Raw genomic sequence first — 15898 nt, forward strand, 5'->3', positions numbered from 1 at the left:
TTTCTTTACTTCTTTAAAAAATTACTTTCTACGACGTTGTTTCTTCGGTCCTTCGTGCTTTCCACCTTTTCCACTGGTCTGACCTTTTGCCATTCCAACTAAAGGAGAAAGTTCTCTTTTCCCATAAACCTCACCTTTCATGATCCAGACTTTAATTCCCAATCTTCCGTAAGAAGTATGGGCCTCATGCAAAGCGTAGTCAATGTCTGCCCTAAAAGTAGACAAAGGTATTCTACCATCTTTGTAAGATTCTGATCTCGCCATTTCAGCTCCGTTCAAACGTCCAGAAATCTGAATTTTGATTCCTTCAGCATTCATTCTCATTGCCGCTGCGATCGCCATTTTAATAGCTCTTCTAAAAGAGATTCTACCTTCTATCTGACGAGCAACACTAGCAGCTACAAGATTTGCATCTAATTCCGGTCTTTTGATCTCAAAAATATTGATCTGGATCTCCTTGTCCGTAATCTTTTTAAGCTCCTCTTTCAATTTGTCAACCTCTTGCCCACCTTTACCGATAATAATACCAGGTCTTGCCGTAGTAATGGTAACGGTGATCAATTTAAGTGTACGCTCAATAATGATTCTAGACACACTCGCTTTCGCTAAACGTGCATGTATATATTTCCTAATCTTGTCGTCTTCGGCAAGCTTATCGCCATAATCGTTTCCACCGTACCAGTTAGATTCCCATCCCCTGATAATACCTAGGCGATTTCCGATTGGATTTGTTTTCTGTCCCATACTAAATGCTCTAGCTTTGTGTGTTATTATTAGATCCCAAAACCAAAGTAACATGGTTGGAACGTTTTCTTATTCTATGCGCTCTTCCCTGAGGCGCAGGACGTAGTCTTTTTAACATACTACCACTATCCACTCTGATCTCTTTTACAAAAAGCTCAGCTTCCTCTATACTTGCATCTTCGTTTTTGGCTTGCCAGTTTGCTATTGCGGACAATAACAACTTCTCCAACCTACGTGAAGCTTCTTTTGGGTTAAACTTCAAGATAGCAAGTGCTTTTTCAATCTGCACACCTCTAACCAAATCCGCAACCAAGCGCATTTTTCTAGGAGAGGTAGGGCAATTGTTAAGTTTTGCAAATGCTATTTGTTGCTTCTCCGTCTTTATCCTTTCGGCCATTTGTCTTTTTCGAACTCCCATAGCTTACTACTTTTTACCTTTATTTTTTGCTCCAGCATGACCTCTAAAAGATCTTGTAGGAGAAAATTCACCTAATTTGTGACCCACCATGTTCTCTGTTACAAAAACTGGAACAAATTGCTTTCCGTTGTGCACTGCTATTGTTTGCCCCACGAAATCTGGAGTAATCATAGATGCCCTAGACCATGTCTTAATGACTGCCTTTTTTCCGGATTCTACATTTTGCTGGACTTTCTTATCCAAACTATAGTGAACGTAAGGTCCTTTCTTTAATGAACGTGCCATTTCTTTCTGCTTTTTATTTCTTTCTACGTTCTAAAATATATTTGTTGGTACTCTTGGTCCTAGAACGGGTTCTATATCCTTTTGCAGGGATTCCGTTTCTAGACCTTGGATGCCCTCCAGAAGCTCTACCTTCACCACCACCCATTGGGTGATCAACAGGGTTCATTGCTACTGGTCTTGTCCTTGGTCTTCTACCCAACCATCTACTTCTACCGGCTTTACCGGACACCAACAATTGGTGATCATGGTTAGATACAGCACCTATAGTCGCCATACATTCAGATAAGATTAATCTTGTCTCCCCAGATGGTAACTTAATGGTTACGAATTTACCATCCTTAGCCATTAACTGAGCAAAAGTTCCAGCACTTCTTGCCATAACGGCTCCTTGACCTGGACGCAATTCGATAGCTGAAATGATAGTTCCCAAAGGAATAGCCTTCAAAGGAAGCGCATTTCCTATCTCTGGCGCAACGTTAGCTCCAGAAACAATTTCTTGCCCAACCTGCAAACCACTTGGTGCAATAATATATCTCTTTTCGCCATCTGCATAAGACAACAAGGCAATAAAGCCTGTTCTGTTAGGATCGTATTCAACTGACTCTACTTTAGCGACAACATCTTGTTTATCCCTTTTGAAATCAATTACACGATACCTTCTTTTATGACCTCCACCTTTTTGACGAATGGTCATCTTTCCTTGACTGTTTCTACCTCCCGACTTTTTGATCGGAGCAAGCAAGCTTTTCTCCGGCTTATCAGTAGTAATGGCGTCAAATCCATTAACTACTCTAAAACGCTGTCCTGGAGTGATTGGTTTTAATTTTCTAACTGACATTTTTTGTCTTTATAGATTACTGTAAAAATCAATAATATCCCCTTCTGCAAGATCTACAATTGCCTTCTTATAGGCATTGGTCTTCCCGTGTTGAACACCAGTCTTGGTGTAACGCGATTTGCGTGAGGGTCCATAATTCATTGTTCGAACTTTCTCAACTGTTACGCCATAAGTAGCCTCTACTGCTTCTTTGACCTGTATCTTGTTAACCCTAGGATCTACAAGAAAACCATAGCGATTGTTCACTTCGCTTTCAGCTGTCATTTTTTCCGTAATAATTGGCTTTATTAACACACTCATGGCCTACTTATTTGTTAAGTTAGTTTCGATTCCTTCCAAAGCACCTTCCAACAACACAACACTTCCTGCGTTTAATATTTTGTAAGTGCTTAGTTCTGAGCTAGTTATAACTTCAGAACCCTTTAAATTGCGTGAGGACAAATATACGTTATTATTCCTATCACCCAACACTATAAGCGACTTTTTCCCTTCCAAGCCCAAGGATTTCAACACATTAACGAATTCCTTAGTCTTTGGTGCTTCAAAATTAAAGTCCTCTACAACAACAATTGCGCTATCTTTAGCCTTAATACTGAAAGCAGATTTTCTCGCCAAACGCTTCAGGTTCTTGTTCAATTTCTGTTTGTAATCTTTAGGTCGTGGTCCAAAAATACGTCCACCCCCTCTAAAAACCGGAGACTTAATACTACCAGCACGAGCAGTACCAGTTCCTTTTTGTTTCTTTATCTTTCTCGTACTACCTGCAATCTCGGCACGCTCTTTAGATTTGTGCGTCCCTTGCCTTTGGTGTGCCAAATATTGTTTAACATCCAAATAAACAGCATGATTGTTCGGCTCTATTGCGAATACAGCATCGGAAAGTTCTACCTCCCTACCTGTTTCTTTTCCCTTAATATCTAAAACTGCTACTTTCATTACTTCTGAATAGTTACGTAAGCGTTCTTATGTCCAGGAACACAACCTTTTACTACTAAAAGGTTCTTTTCTGGGACAATTTTCAATACTCTCAGGTTCTGAACGGTTACTTGATCGTTACCCATTCTACCTGCCATCTTCATTCCCTTAAATACTTTAGAAGGATCAGATGCAGCACCAATGGATCCCGGAGCTCTTAACCTGTTATGCTGACCGTGCGTTTGCTGACCAACACCACCGAAGCCATGTCTTTTAACAACACCCTGAAAGCCTTTACCTTTAGATGTTCCTATAACATCCACAAATTCACCCTCTACAAATAGATCAACACCTAAAGTGTCCCCTAATTTAAATTCACCTTCCCAATCTCGGAATTCCATGACCTTTTTCTTAGGAGAAGCACCTGCTTTTTTAAAGTGACCTGTTGCCGCTTTGTTTGCACGTTTTTCTGCCTTGTCATCGAAACCAAGCTGAAGGGCACTGTACCCGTCGACCTCTTCGGTTCTGACTTGGGTAATTACGCATGGCCCAGCTTCGATTACCGTACATGGAATGTTCTTTCCATTTTCGTCGAAGATGCTGGTCATACCTATTTTTCTACCTATTAACCCAGACATATTTATAATTGATTATTAATTGATTACTACTCAAACTTTTTGACAAAAAAACAGGGTCAAAAATAAATCGACCCTGATTTTATTTTTTTCTCCATCTTTCCTTCGCGAAACGCTCGGGACATGTAATTTCACCACTCTGGTGAAAAAAAGTTTTGCAAAGCTACACTTTTATCTCGACTTCTACACCACTTGGAAGCTCTAATTTCATTAAAGCATCAATAGTTTTCGAAGAAGAGCTATAAATATCCAGTAAACGCTTATAAGAACTCAACTCAAATTGCTCTCTTGCTTTCTTATTAACGTGCGGTGAACGCAAAACTGTAAATATTTTTTTATGTGTTGGCAAAGGAATTGGACCAGTTACAACCGCTCCTGTAGTCTTTACCGTTTTTACGATCTTCTCGGCAGATTTATCTACCAAGTTGTGGTCGTACGATTTTAATTTGATTCTAATTTTCTGACTCATCTTAGTTAGATTTAAGCGGTTATACCCTTAGCTTTTTTAATCACTTCCTCTGCAATATTGGAAGGCGTTTCAGCATAGTGTGAAAACTCCATGGTAGAGGTTGCCCTACCAGAAGACAACGTTCTTAAAGAGGTTACATATCCAAACATCTCAGATAATGGCACCGTACCTTTAACAACTTTTGCACCGGCCCTATCATCCATATTGGTAATAGTTCCTCTCCTTCGGTTAAGGTCACCTACAATATCCCCCATGTTCTCTTCAGGTGTTAACACCTCAATTTTCATGATTGGCTCCATCAATACGGCACGCGCAGCTTTTGCAGCAGCTTTATACCCAATTTTGGCAGCTAATTCAAAGGATAACGAATCGGAATCCACAGCATGGAAAGAACCGTCACTTAACGTAACCTTCATACTATCCATTTCGAATCCAGCTAAAGGACCATTTTTCATAGCCTCTCTAAATCCTTTCTCTACAGATGGTATATATTCCTTAGGAATGTTACCTCCTTTAATATTGTTTTCAAACTCAAGACCATCTTTACCTTCTTCACCAGGTCCCATTGTAAATACAATATCAGCAAACTTACCACGACCACCAGATTGTTTCTTATAAACCTCTCTGTGATTTGCCGTAGCAGTAAGTGCTTCTTTGTACTCTACTTGAGGCTCTCCTTGGTTTACATCAACCTTAAACTCACGCCTAAGTCGATCCACAATAACATCCAAGTGAAGCTCACCCATTCCAGAAACAATTGTCTGTCCTGATGCCTCATCAGTCTTAACCTGGAAAGTTGGATCCTCTTCGGCCAACTTAGCCAATGCCATTCCTAATTTATCAACATCCGCCTTAGTTCTTGGTTCCACTGCGATACCGATAACGGGATCCGGGAAATCCATACTCTCTAAAACAATAGGATGCTTTTCAGCAGACATGGTATCACCAGTCTTAATATCTTTAAATCCAACCGCAGCACCAATATCACCAGCCTCGATAAAATCGATAGCATTTTGCTTATTGGAGTGCATTTGATAAATTCTTGATATACGTTCTTTTTTTCCAGAACGATTGTTCAAAATGTACGAACCAGCATCCAAACGACCAGAGTACACTCTGAAGAAAGCTAAACGACCAACAAACGGATCTGTCGCTATTTTAAACGCTAAAGCAGCAAATGGCTCCTTCACGTCTGGCTTACGCTTTTCTTCTACTCCAGTATCTGGATTAACACCAACTATACCTTCTTTGTCCATTGGCGAAGGCAAGTATCTACATACCGCATCCAACAAGAACTGAACACCTTTATTTTTAAATGAAGAACCACATACCATTGGGATAATGCTCATATCCATAACGGCAGCTCTCAAAGCAGTGTGCACCTCATCTTCTGAAATTGAATCCTCATCTTCGAAAAACTTCTCCATTAAGGTCTCGTCATATTCAGCAACCGCTTCAATAAGCTTTGCTCTATACTCCCTAACCTCATCTACCATATCAGCAGGAATTTCTACTACGTCGAATGTAGAACCAAAATTCTCATCATGCCATACAATAGCTCTATTCTTCACAAGATCAACGATACCTTTAAAATCGTTTTCGTCACCAATAGGCAAAACAATTGGCACCGCATTGGACCCCAACATCTCTTTAACCTGATTGTTAACGTTGATAAAGTTAGCCCCTTGACGGTCCATTTTATTCACAAAACCGATACGCGGTACTTTATAGTTATCGGCCAATCTCCAGTTAGTCTCAGATTGTGGCTCAACACCATCAACTGCGCTAAAAAGAAACACCAAGCCATCAAGAACCCTTAACGAACGGTTAACCTCAACAGTGAAATCTACGTGACCAGGAGTATCAATAATGTTAAAATGGTAGGACTGCGTATCCTCTAAAGGCTCACCATTTTCCATTGGAAAACGCCAATCACAAGTAGTTGCAGCAGAGGTTATCGTAATACCTCTTTCCTGCTCCTGCTCCATCCAGTCCATGGTTGCAGAACCCTCGTGAGTTTCTCCCAGTTTATGGTTAACTCCCGTATAAAAAAGAATTCTTTCGGTAGTTGTTGTTTTTCCAGCATCAATATGCGCTGCAATACCTATATTCCTTGTTAATTTTAAATCTCTTGCCATTTGCTCTTTTTAAAATCTGAAGTGGGAGAAAGCTTTATTTGCTTCGGCCATTTTATGAGTATCCATCCTCTTCTTAACCGCAGCACCCTCTTCCTTGGCAGCCGCTAAAATTTCGGAAGCCAACTTCAAAGACATTGCTTTTTCGTTTCTTTTTCTTGAATAACTAATAAGCCACTTCATAGCCGTTGAAATCTTACGATCCGGCCTAATTTGCATTGGGATCTGAAAGGTTGCCCCTCCAACTCTCCTACTCCTAACCTCTACGTGGGGCATTACATTAGATAATGCATCTTTCCACAACTCCAAGGCTGTTTTCTCCTCGTCGGTCTTTTTTTCCTCTACGATATCAATTGCGTCATAGAACACCTTAAAGGCTGTTGATTTTTTACCGTCCCACATCATCATGTTCACAAAACGTGTCACCAACTGGTCGTTAAACCTCGGATCCGGTAAAAGTGGCCTCTTTTTTGCCTGCTTTTTTCTCATTTCTTCTCATTTAATTGTTTGGATAGGAAATACCTATCTTACTTCTTAGGGCGTTTTGCACCGTACTTAGACCTACGTTGAGCTCTTCCAGCAACACCTGCTGTATCCAAAGCACCTCTAACGATGTGATATCTAACTCCTGGCAAATCTTTTACCCTTCCGCCCCTTACTAATACTATCGAGTGCTCTTGTAAATTGTGCCCTTCTCCAGGTATGTAAGCGTTTACTTCTTTTCCGTTAGTCAACCTAACCCTTGCAACTTTACGCATTGCGGAGTTTGGTTTTTTCGGAGTAGTAGTATAAACACGAGTACAAACACCTCTTCTCTGAGGGCACGAATCCAAAGCAACCGATTTACTCTTCTTAGTAATAGAGACTCTTCCTTTTCGTACTAATTGTGAAATTGTTGGCATACTGTATATGTATAATAAAACTTAACCCTCCTTTTTAAGGGCTGGCAAATGTAAGGATAATCCATAATAATTCAAATCATACGAGGATTTTTTTTCATTTTTTTTTGAATATCAAGCTTTTGCATATAAAATGACCCTTCAGAAGGGTCATAGCAGCTGATAAATATAAAATAACTTTAAGCCCTTTTCTCAGGTATACAATTGCATAATACAACAACTATACTTACCTTAAACTATCTTATAAACTCTAAAAATGTTACCCCATCGCCTAATTCAATCTTCACAACTTTACTTTATAAGGTATCTTCTAACATAAAAGATTTCTTATCCATATATAACGGTATAAGAAAATTTTTCCCCCTATAGCAGCACTTTTAATTTTGCAGATCCAAAAATAAAACCTCCCTAACCTTAAAATCATCAAAATCACCTATCAAGTCCATATAATTTAATAAACGCTTCAATTAGAACAACAAAACAGCAATAAACCTTGGACCATCTTGAAATCAAAACTACTGTACAGACCATAATCTCAATGACAGAGTTAGGTTTCACTTACCAAAACTGGATTTCATTGCACTTCCATCAAGACAACTGAATATTTATTGAATTTAATTTTTTTTATAAGTGTTTATTTTGGATTTTTACAATCAACTAATTCAAACAATAAAAAAAATGAAAACAAAACTAAAGGGAATTCTGACGCTATTTCTGGTGTTGGCGGTCCATTTTGCGTTTGCACAGGACAAAACGATTTCAGGAACAGTTACGGATCAAGATGGTTTTCCACTTCCTGGAGTAAACATCTTAGTGAAAGGAACCACTAATGGCACACAGACAGATTTTGATGGAAATTATACCATTGCGGGCCAAGTGGGCCAAAACTTAGTATTCACTTACATTGGACAAACAACTGTTACGAGACCAATTGGGTCTGGAAACAGGATTGATGTTGAAATGGCAGAGGATGCACAAGCATTGGAAGAGGTAGTTGTGACTGCGTTGGGGATATCTAGGGAGAAAAAATCCTTAGGATATTCTACGCAAGAAGTATCTGGAGATCAATTAGCGGAGACTAGAAACTCTAATGCTTTAAACTCTCTTAGCGGTAAAGTTGCTGGTGTTCAAGTTTCCAATTCTACTGGTTCCTTGGGAGGTTCCTCTAGGATCTTAATAAGGGGAGCTGGATCTATCACTCAGGAAAACAAGCCACTGATCGTGGTAGACGGAATTCCGTTGGACAACAGTAACTACAACACAACCGATACGCAAACAGGTGGTGGTGGTAGGGATTATGGCGACGCAGCAGCAGACATAAATCCAGACGATATTGCAAGTATGAACGTACTTAAAGGTGGGGCTGCGGCTGCACTATATGGGTCTAGGGCCAGTAATGGAGTAATCTTGATCACAACAAAATCTGGAAAAAAAGGTAGAGCTGAAGTAACTGTAAACTCAGGTGTTTCTTTCGAACGCGTAAATACTCTCCCAAAAATACAGAAGCTTTACGGTGGTGGTGCAGGAGACGCTGAAACTATTGAACAGTCCGGTTTTGGACAAGCTACGATTAACGGTACTACATATGATGTAGCAGATTATGGAACGGACGAATCTTGGGGTCCAAAATATGGTTCCGACAGACTTGTTTTGCATTGGGACGCATTTGACCCAGAGTTTTCATCAGACTATTTAAAGCCAAGACCATGGGTGTACCCAAACAATGACAAAGACGATTTCTTTAATACAGGTTTCTCTGTAAATAATGGAGTATCTTTTTCGCAAGGCACAGAAAAAGGAACCATTAGACTATCGCTTAATAACACTCAAACAAAAGGTATTGTACCTAACTCCAGTCTTGACAAAACTTCAGTTAGTTTTAATGGTACTTCTCAATTATCCGATAAGTTAAAAATAGATGCTTCTGTAAATTTCACTGTAACCGATGGATTCAATAGACCAGCTTCTGGTTATACTGGCGAAGGCGTTATTCAGCAAATGTATCAATTTGGACAAACTCAACTTGATTATGAAAGGCTAAAGAAATACAAATTAGCAGATGGAACACAGAGATCTTGGAACAGAGTTTCCGCATTGGATGGAAGTGTACGTTATTCCGATAACCCATACTGGACCTTATATGAAAATACGGCAGAAGACAAAAGAACAAGATGGTACGGAAGCCTTGGCGCCACTTACAACCTAACCGATGATCTTTATGTTGTAGGTAAAATATATGGAGATACGTATGATTTCAGAATCAACAGCCGCCGCGCTGTAGGCTCGCAAGATCAGCCGTTCTACACTGAAATAGATAGGGATTTTCAAGAATTGAACTATGAAGGACGTCTTCATTTCGACAAAAACCTTTTTGACAATAAACTAAGTGTAAATTCTTTTGTTGGGCTAAACAGAAGGGACAATGAATTCCACAGAATTACAGGAGAAACCTCAGGTGGACTTGTAGTTCCAGGTCTTTATAATTTAAGCAATTCCAAAGATCCGGCGCAAGTAACGGAATTTGATTCTAGAAAGCAGGTTAACAGCTTATACGGTTCCGTTTCCTTAGGATATGACAATTTTGCTTATCTGACAGTTACCGGTAGAAACGACTGGTCTTCTACTTTGCCTGCAAACAACAACTCTTATTTTTACCCATCGGTAAGTGGTAGCCTTGTGTTTTCACAATTAATTGATGCACCATGGATGTCTTTCGGAAAACTTAGAGGGGGTTACGCAGAAGTAGGTAGTGACACCGACCCCTATCAATTGGCAAACACGTACGGGGGAAGCATTCCCTTTTTAGGCGATGTTCCTTTTGATTTAGGCAACGTAAACAGAAACCCAAACTTATTACCAGAGCTTAAACAGACCTGGGAAGTAGGTCTTGAAATGGCGTTTTTTAGAAACCGACTTAGTTTCGATTTCACCTATTATAATGAAGAAACTAGTGACCTTATTACCCCTGTACAAATTGACCCTTCCTCTGGCTTCACCTCTAGGTTCACCAATGCTGGAAAATTACAAAATAAAGGTATAGAGGCATTAGTAAGCATAACTCCCATACAAACAGAAGACTATAGCTGGGACTTTAATTGGAACTTTGCCAAGAACGATAACAAGCTACTTGAAATTGTAGAAGGAGTAGAAACGTTGCAGATTGGAAGATTCCCATTTAACTCCGTAACCGTTAATGCAGTAGTAGGGCAACCTTATGGCATTATCCGAGGTACAAATTATGTGTTTGACGACCAAGGGAACAAAGTTGTAAACTCCAATGGTAGCTACGCAGAAACTCAGAACGTTGAAAATCTAGGATCTGTTCTGCCAGATTATAATATGGGCTTTAGAAACAGCCTTACATACAAAAACCTCAGTTTTGGGTTTTTGATCGATGTTCAGAAAGGCGGTAAATATAGATCATTGACTAATTTATGGGGCATGTATTCTGGTATATTGGAGGAAACTGCAGCTAATAATATTAGAGAAGAAGGAATTGTTCTTCCAGGAGTAACAGGAACCGTAACGTACAGCGAAGATGGTAGCAGCTATACTGTAACCAATACCGCACCAAATAACCAAGTAATCCCAGCACAACAGTATGGTTCGGATTTCTATTTTGGGAATGATGCACAGAACGTTTTTAATGCGGACTATGTTAAGCTAAGAGAAATCACAATGGGATACAAGCTTCCTAAAAAATGGCTTGGGGAAAAAGCCGATGTTACTATAACAGCATTTGGTAGAAACCTGTTCGTTTGGGGTCTGGACAATGATAACTTCGATCCGGAAGTTGCTACTTCAGGAAGTGGAAATATTCAGGGATCAGAAGGTGGATCTCTTCCTTCTACTCAGAGTTATGGTTTAAACGTACAATTAAAATTCTAAGAAAAAATGAAAAATAAATTAAAAATACTTATAGCGTTAACACTCTTCGCCAGCATATCCTCTTGTGATAAAGGTTTAGAAGAATTAAACGTTAACCCAAACGAACCAGAAATGGTGCCGACGAGCAATATATTTGCTTATTCAACAAAAAGGTTCACAGATTTTAGCAGAGATGCATTTAACTCAGGTAGACTTACTTTGCCCTGGTTACAATATTGGGGACAAACCGCTTATGCAGATGAGGACCGTTTCTTATATAGGGAAACAACAGCGCAAGGGATTTATGACAACACCTACCTTGTGGCCATCAATCTAAAGTCGATCATTGATCAAAACACCAATGAGGAAACTAAGAACAGCGCCGCAGCTTATGGCAATAATGACAATCAAATCGCAGCTTCTAGGATCATGCTATCCTACATGTTCTATGAGCTTACCAATTTCTTCGGAGATGTACCATACTACTCTTACGGCAGCGATAATGAAACCTTCCAGGCACTGGATGTAAATAACACGTCTACTCCGGTTTTTGCAGCCCAGGAAGATATTTACGATGACATCTTAAATGAGTTAAGGGAAGCGTCGGACATGATCAACACAAATGAACCCGTATTCACGAGTGGAGATAACATTTTTGGCGGAGATGCTGGTAAATGGAAAAAGTTTGCCAACTCATTAATTTTGAGAGTTGCCAATAATCTAAGGAATGTAAATCCTACTAAGGCAAATGACGCTATTGATGCTGCCCTACTAGCAGGAGTTATGACCTCTAATGATGATAATGCAGCACAGGCATATGATGCCGCAGACGATAATGCCTCCCCATTCTGGAGAGCATTTATTGCAAGAACCGATTTCGCCGTAGCTGCACCATTTGTAAAACTACTTAAAGGAGAATCAGGAAACTTTGGCCCAGACCCTAGACTTTTCCAAATGGCTGCACCAATTGATGCATCTATAGGGGATGTGAAATCGGATACGTATGAAAAAAGCAATAATTACGATGATTATTTAGGGATTCCTTACGCTTTTAGAAATACGAATTTTCTCGATAGAACAACCTATTCCTTTATGAGTAGTAATATTCTAAAACCAGATTTCAAAGAAGTTTTGATGGAATATGCAGAGGTACAATTTATTATCTCAGAACACAATGGATTTTCTCAAGAAAATTATGAAAATGGGGTGCGTGCCTCTATGGAAAAATGGGGTGTCCCTTCAGCAGAGATCACCGCCTTTGTAAATAATCTTCCACCAGCAAATCAAGCAAACGTTCTTAATCAAAAATATGTAGCGTTATATATGCAACCACACCAGGCGTATGCGGATTACCGAAGAACAGGTTTCCCAAACACCTTGGTAATGCCGGGAGAAGAAGTATTTCTTCCAGCAGAGCAAGTAGCAGGACTTCCTCCGGAGAGCAGGGTTCCTTCTTATACTTTTGAACCTGGACCAGTTGATCCATCAGTTACAGAAATCCCATTTAGATTAAGGTATCCACAAATATTACAAACCTTAAACGGCAATAATAGAAACGCAGCAGCTGCAAAATTATCCGAAGGTGATTTAATTACCAGCAAGCTTTTCTGGGACGTAAATTAGAAAATTAATCCTATACAATTTTAAAAAACCATTACACCTAAGTGTGATGGTTTTTTGTTTTACCTTTACCACCATGGAAAAATCAACCCAAATTTATGGCATTAGAGCCGTTATCGAAGCCATAAACGCCAACGAACCTATAGACAAGGTTTTTATTCAAAAAGGATTAAAAGGCGATCTCTCCCGTGAATTGGAGACACTGCTAAGAAAAAACGGCATCATCGCTTCCTATGTACCTATTGAAAAACTAAACAGGCTTACCAAGAACAATCATCAAGGTGTTGTAGCCAATATCTCCCCTATTCGCTTTCTTTCCATTGAGGAAATGGTAGCTAATGTAACAGAAAATGGCAAAGCACCTCTATTCCTTTTACTGGACCAACTTTCCGATGTACGTAATTTTGGAGCCATTATTCGTACCGCAGAATGCACTGGGGTAGACGGAATTATAATACAAAAAAGAGGCGCTGCACCTGTTACCGCTGATACTATTAAAACTTCGGCCGGAGCGGCCTTTCGGGTACCTATAGCCAAAGTAGACCATATTAAAGACGCCGTCTTCTTTTTACAGGCTTCAGGAATTCAGGTGGTTGCTGCAACAGAGAAAACAGACAATACTATATATGACGTTTCGTTTACCTCTCCCACTGCAATCATTATGGGCTCGGAGGATATGGGAATATCCCCTTCAATACTTAAAGCTTCAGACCATCTAGCCAAACTACCCATGTTAGGGAGCATAGGGTCTTTAAACGTATCGGTTGCTTGTGGGGTTTTCTTATATGAAGTGGTTAGGCAACGTCAGGATACACTTTCCAAATAACGATATTTAGATCATTCACAAAAATTATTGGTGATTAGTAGAGCAAATTAATTTTGGGCCTCTCCATCTTTGAGGTCCTCTTTTTCTATTTTCTTATAGTGATAAATTACACGTGGTTGATCTAAACCTTGATTTGGTTCCTCATTCCGAGATTCAATAAAATTACCATTCTCATCAAAATGCTTTAGGAAATCGTCATCCTCCTCATTATAATCCTCCCTTTCCCAATCATATTTCTTGGGTTTAGGCAATGAGGTCCGCAGTGTAAGGGCCAACAGTAATCCCGTTGAGAATCCGCCTAAATGGCCTTCCCAAGAAATCCCTTCTTTAACAGGAAAAATATACCATAACATACTTCCATAAATAAAGACAACAATAAGCGAAAGTGCTACCAGCCTATAATGTTTGGAAAGTACTCCTTTAAAAAAAATAAAAGTAGCCAAGACATATATCAATCCACTTATCCCTATATGGTAGCTAGGTCTCCCGATCAACCAGGTTATAAGTCCAGACAGTAGTACCCCAATTAGCAATACCTTGTACGCTATCCCTCTATAAAAATAGACAAGGGCGGCCGTAAGGATCGCAATAGGAATGGTATTATTGTACAAATGATCTACGGAGCCATGCAAGAAGGGACTCAATACAATACCCCTTAGCCCTGTGAAGCTCCTAGGGTAGATTCCGTAATGATTTAGATTGACTTGGAATTTTAATTCAATGAAGAAAACCGTCCAAATAGCCAGCACGGTAAAGAGCGGCACTACTATAACGGAATTTGAAAATTTAAAATATGTATTCTCTGTCATACCTGAAATATAATTATTAATTCAACATTCTCGCCAAGAATCCAATTTCGGAAAAATTGTCATCTATATAATTATCTTATTTTTGCCTTATGAACGAACCACTTGCAGAAAGGGTACGCCCCAAAACACTTGAAGACTATATTAGCCAACATCATTTGGTAGGTGAGAAAGGATCCTTAACCTATCAGATTAAGAAAGGAATTTTACCTTCTTTAATCTTATGGGGCCCTCCCGGTACAGGGAAGACCACCTTAGCCAATATAATTGCCGAAGAAAGTGGAAGGCCATTCTATACGCTTAGTGCCATTAGCAGTGGTGTAAAAGACATTAGGGAAGTTATAGATAAGGCCAAGCAAAGTGGCGGCTTGTTTACTACCAAAAACCCCATCCTCTTCATAGATGAGATCCATCGATTTAGCAAATCCCAGCAAGACTCTCTATTAGGGGCTGTTGAGAAAGGTTGGGTTACCCTTATTGGCGCTACTACGGAGAATCCCAGTTTTGAAGTAATACCCGCCCTCTTATCTCGTTGCCAAGTCTACATTCTAAATCCGTTTGGGAAAGCGGATTTGGAAGCCTTGCTCAAAAGGGCCATGAAATTGGATACTCATTTAAAAAAGAAAACCATAAACCTTAAAGAAACCGAAGCACTTATGCGGCTTTCTGGAGGGGATGGTAGAAAGTTGTTGAACATTTTTGAACTTATTATCAATTCTGAGGCAACAGATAACGTCACTATTACCGATGAGTTAGTTTTAAGCAAGGTTCAACAAAACACTGTTCTGTATGATAAAACCGGGGAACAGCATTACGATATAATATCTGCCTTTATAAAATCTATTAGAGGGAGCGATCCCAATGCCGCGGTTTATTGGCTGGCCAGAATGATTGAAGGCGGGGAAGATGTGAAATTTATTGCCAGAAGACTGATCATATCCGCCTCAGAAGATATAGGCAATGCCAACCCTACTGCTTTGGTGATTGCTAATACCACTTTTCAGGCAGTAACCACCATTGGTTATCCAGAAGCGAGGATAATTCTCAGTCAGTGTGTTATCTATCTCGCTACATCACCCAAGAGCAATGCCAGTTATATGGCTATTAATAAAGCCCAACAAACCGTAAAGCAAACTGGCGACCTTTCTGTACCCTTGCCATTGCGAAATGCACCAACGAAGCTTATGAAAGATCTGGGATATGGACAGGAGTATAAATACGCCCATGATTATGCCAATAATTTTATTGAGGAGGAGTTTATGCCCGATGAATTAAAAGGGACCAGTTTTTATAGTCCTGGCAATAACCAACGAGAAAAGGCCATAAAAGAGTTTTTAAAGAACCGGTGGAAAGACAAGTATACTATGTAGAGACTGCATCTCCTATTTCGTTGTATACATTTCATCACTTGTCACAGGAAACACAACCATATGGAAGAATA

At 39.7% G+C, this 15898-nt stretch carries 16 protein-coding genes; 4 read left to right on the plus strand and 12 right to left on the minus strand.

Annotated elements, in window-relative coordinates; genetic code table 11:
• Nucleotides 1-21: 21 nt before the first annotated feature.
• The 11 genes from rpsC to rpsL all read right to left on the minus strand — a co-directional run bounded on the left by rpsC (nt 22) and on the right by rpsL (nt 7341).
• The gene (gene rpsC, locus G466_RS0102700) at nt 22-744 is read right to left on the minus strand and encodes a 30S ribosomal protein S3 (RefSeq protein ID WP_026812268.1); all 723 of its coding nucleotides are present in this window, start codon (nt 742-744) and stop codon (nt 22-24) included.
• 10 nt (nt 745-754) lie between these two features.
• A complete protein-coding gene (rplV, locus tag G466_RS0102705; protein ID WP_026812269.1) occupies nt 755-1162 on the minus strand; it encodes a 50S ribosomal protein L22 in 408 nt (135 codons plus the stop codon).
• 6 nt (nt 1163-1168) lie between these two features.
• Complete coding sequence (rpsS, locus tag G466_RS0102710; protein ID WP_026810026.1) at nt 1169-1447, minus strand: 30S ribosomal protein S19; 279 nt, start codon at nt 1445-1447, stop codon at nt 1169-1171.
• Between the two features lie 13 nt (nt 1448-1460).
• Entirely contained in the window at nt 1461-2285 is an 825-nt protein-coding gene (gene rplB / locus G466_RS0102715) for a 50S ribosomal protein L2 (protein ID WP_026812270.1), read from the minus strand.
• Between the two features lie 9 nt (nt 2286-2294).
• Entirely contained in the window at nt 2295-2585 is a 291-nt protein-coding gene (gene rplW, locus G466_RS0102720) for a 50S ribosomal protein L23 (RefSeq protein WP_026812271.1), read from the minus strand.
• A gap of 3 nt (nt 2586-2588) precedes the next feature.
• Nucleotides 2589-3221 carry a 50S ribosomal protein L4 gene (gene rplD, locus G466_RS0102725; RefSeq protein ID WP_026812272.1) on the minus strand — a complete coding sequence of 211 codons (633 nt, stop codon included), beginning with the start codon at nt 3219-3221 and terminating at the stop codon, nt 2589-2591.
• A complete protein-coding gene (rplC, locus tag G466_RS0102730) occupies nt 3221-3838 on the minus strand; it encodes a 50S ribosomal protein L3 (protein ID WP_026812273.1) in 618 nt (205 codons plus the stop codon). Before rplC ends, rplD begins: the two co-directional genes overlap by 1 nt.
• Before the next feature lie 160 nt (nt 3839-3998).
• Nucleotides 3999-4304, minus strand: coding sequence for a 30S ribosomal protein S10 (gene rpsJ / locus G466_RS0102735; RefSeq protein WP_026812274.1), 306 nt, complete (start codon nt 4302-4304; stop codon nt 3999-4001).
• An 11-nt stretch (nt 4305-4315) separates the two neighbouring features.
• Entirely contained in the window at nt 4316-6442 is a 2127-nt protein-coding gene (fusA, locus tag G466_RS0102740; RefSeq protein WP_026812275.1) for an elongation factor G, read from the minus strand.
• Between the two features lie 9 nt (nt 6443-6451).
• The gene (gene rpsG, locus G466_RS0102745; RefSeq protein WP_026812276.1) at nt 6452-6928 is read right to left on the minus strand and encodes a 30S ribosomal protein S7; all 477 of its coding nucleotides are present in this window, start codon (nt 6926-6928) and stop codon (nt 6452-6454) included.
• 38 nt (nt 6929-6966) lie between these two features.
• Complete coding sequence (gene rpsL / locus G466_RS0102750; protein WP_026812277.1) at nt 6967-7341, minus strand: 30S ribosomal protein S12; 375 nt, start codon at nt 7339-7341, stop codon at nt 6967-6969.
• Between the two features lie 675 nt (nt 7342-8016).
• On the opposite strand from rpsL, the gene G466_RS0102755 reads away from it, so the two are divergent.
• From G466_RS0102755 to rlmB, 3 genes are all read left to right on the plus strand, one after another.
• The gene (locus G466_RS0102755; protein WP_026812278.1) at nt 8017-11226 is read left to right on the plus strand and encodes a SusC/RagA family TonB-linked outer membrane protein; all 3210 of its coding nucleotides are present in this window, start codon (nt 8017-8019) and stop codon (nt 11224-11226) included.
• 6 nt (nt 11227-11232) lie between these two features.
• Nucleotides 11233-12828, plus strand: coding sequence for a SusD/RagB family nutrient-binding outer membrane lipoprotein (locus tag G466_RS0102760; RefSeq protein WP_026812279.1), 1596 nt, complete (start codon nt 11233-11235; stop codon nt 12826-12828).
• Nucleotides 12829-12901: 73 nt separating this feature from the next.
• Entirely contained in the window at nt 12902-13651 is a 750-nt protein-coding gene (gene rlmB, locus G466_RS0102765) for a 23S rRNA (guanosine(2251)-2'-O)-methyltransferase RlmB (RefSeq protein ID WP_034234473.1), read from the plus strand.
• Nucleotides 13652-13698: 47 nt separating this feature from the next.
• Here rlmB and G466_RS0102770 read toward each other — a convergent pair whose 3' ends face one another.
• Nucleotides 13699-14460: a rhomboid family intramembrane serine protease gene (locus G466_RS0102770; RefSeq protein ID WP_026812281.1), complete on the minus strand. Its 762-nt coding sequence runs from the start codon at nt 14458-14460 to the stop codon at nt 13699-13701.
• 89 nt (nt 14461-14549) lie between these two features.
• Here G466_RS0102770 and G466_RS0102775 point away from each other — a divergent pair, with 89 nt between their 5' ends.
• Entirely contained in the window at nt 14550-15827 is a 1278-nt protein-coding gene (locus G466_RS0102775) for a replication-associated recombination protein A (RefSeq protein ID WP_026812282.1), read from the plus strand.
• The last annotated feature ends 71 nt before the right edge of the window (nt 15828-15898 follow it).

This window comes from Arenibacter certesii DSM 19833, from assembly GCF_000429545.1.
Lineage (GTDB): Bacteria > Bacteroidota > Bacteroidia > Flavobacteriales > Flavobacteriaceae > Arenibacter > Arenibacter certesii.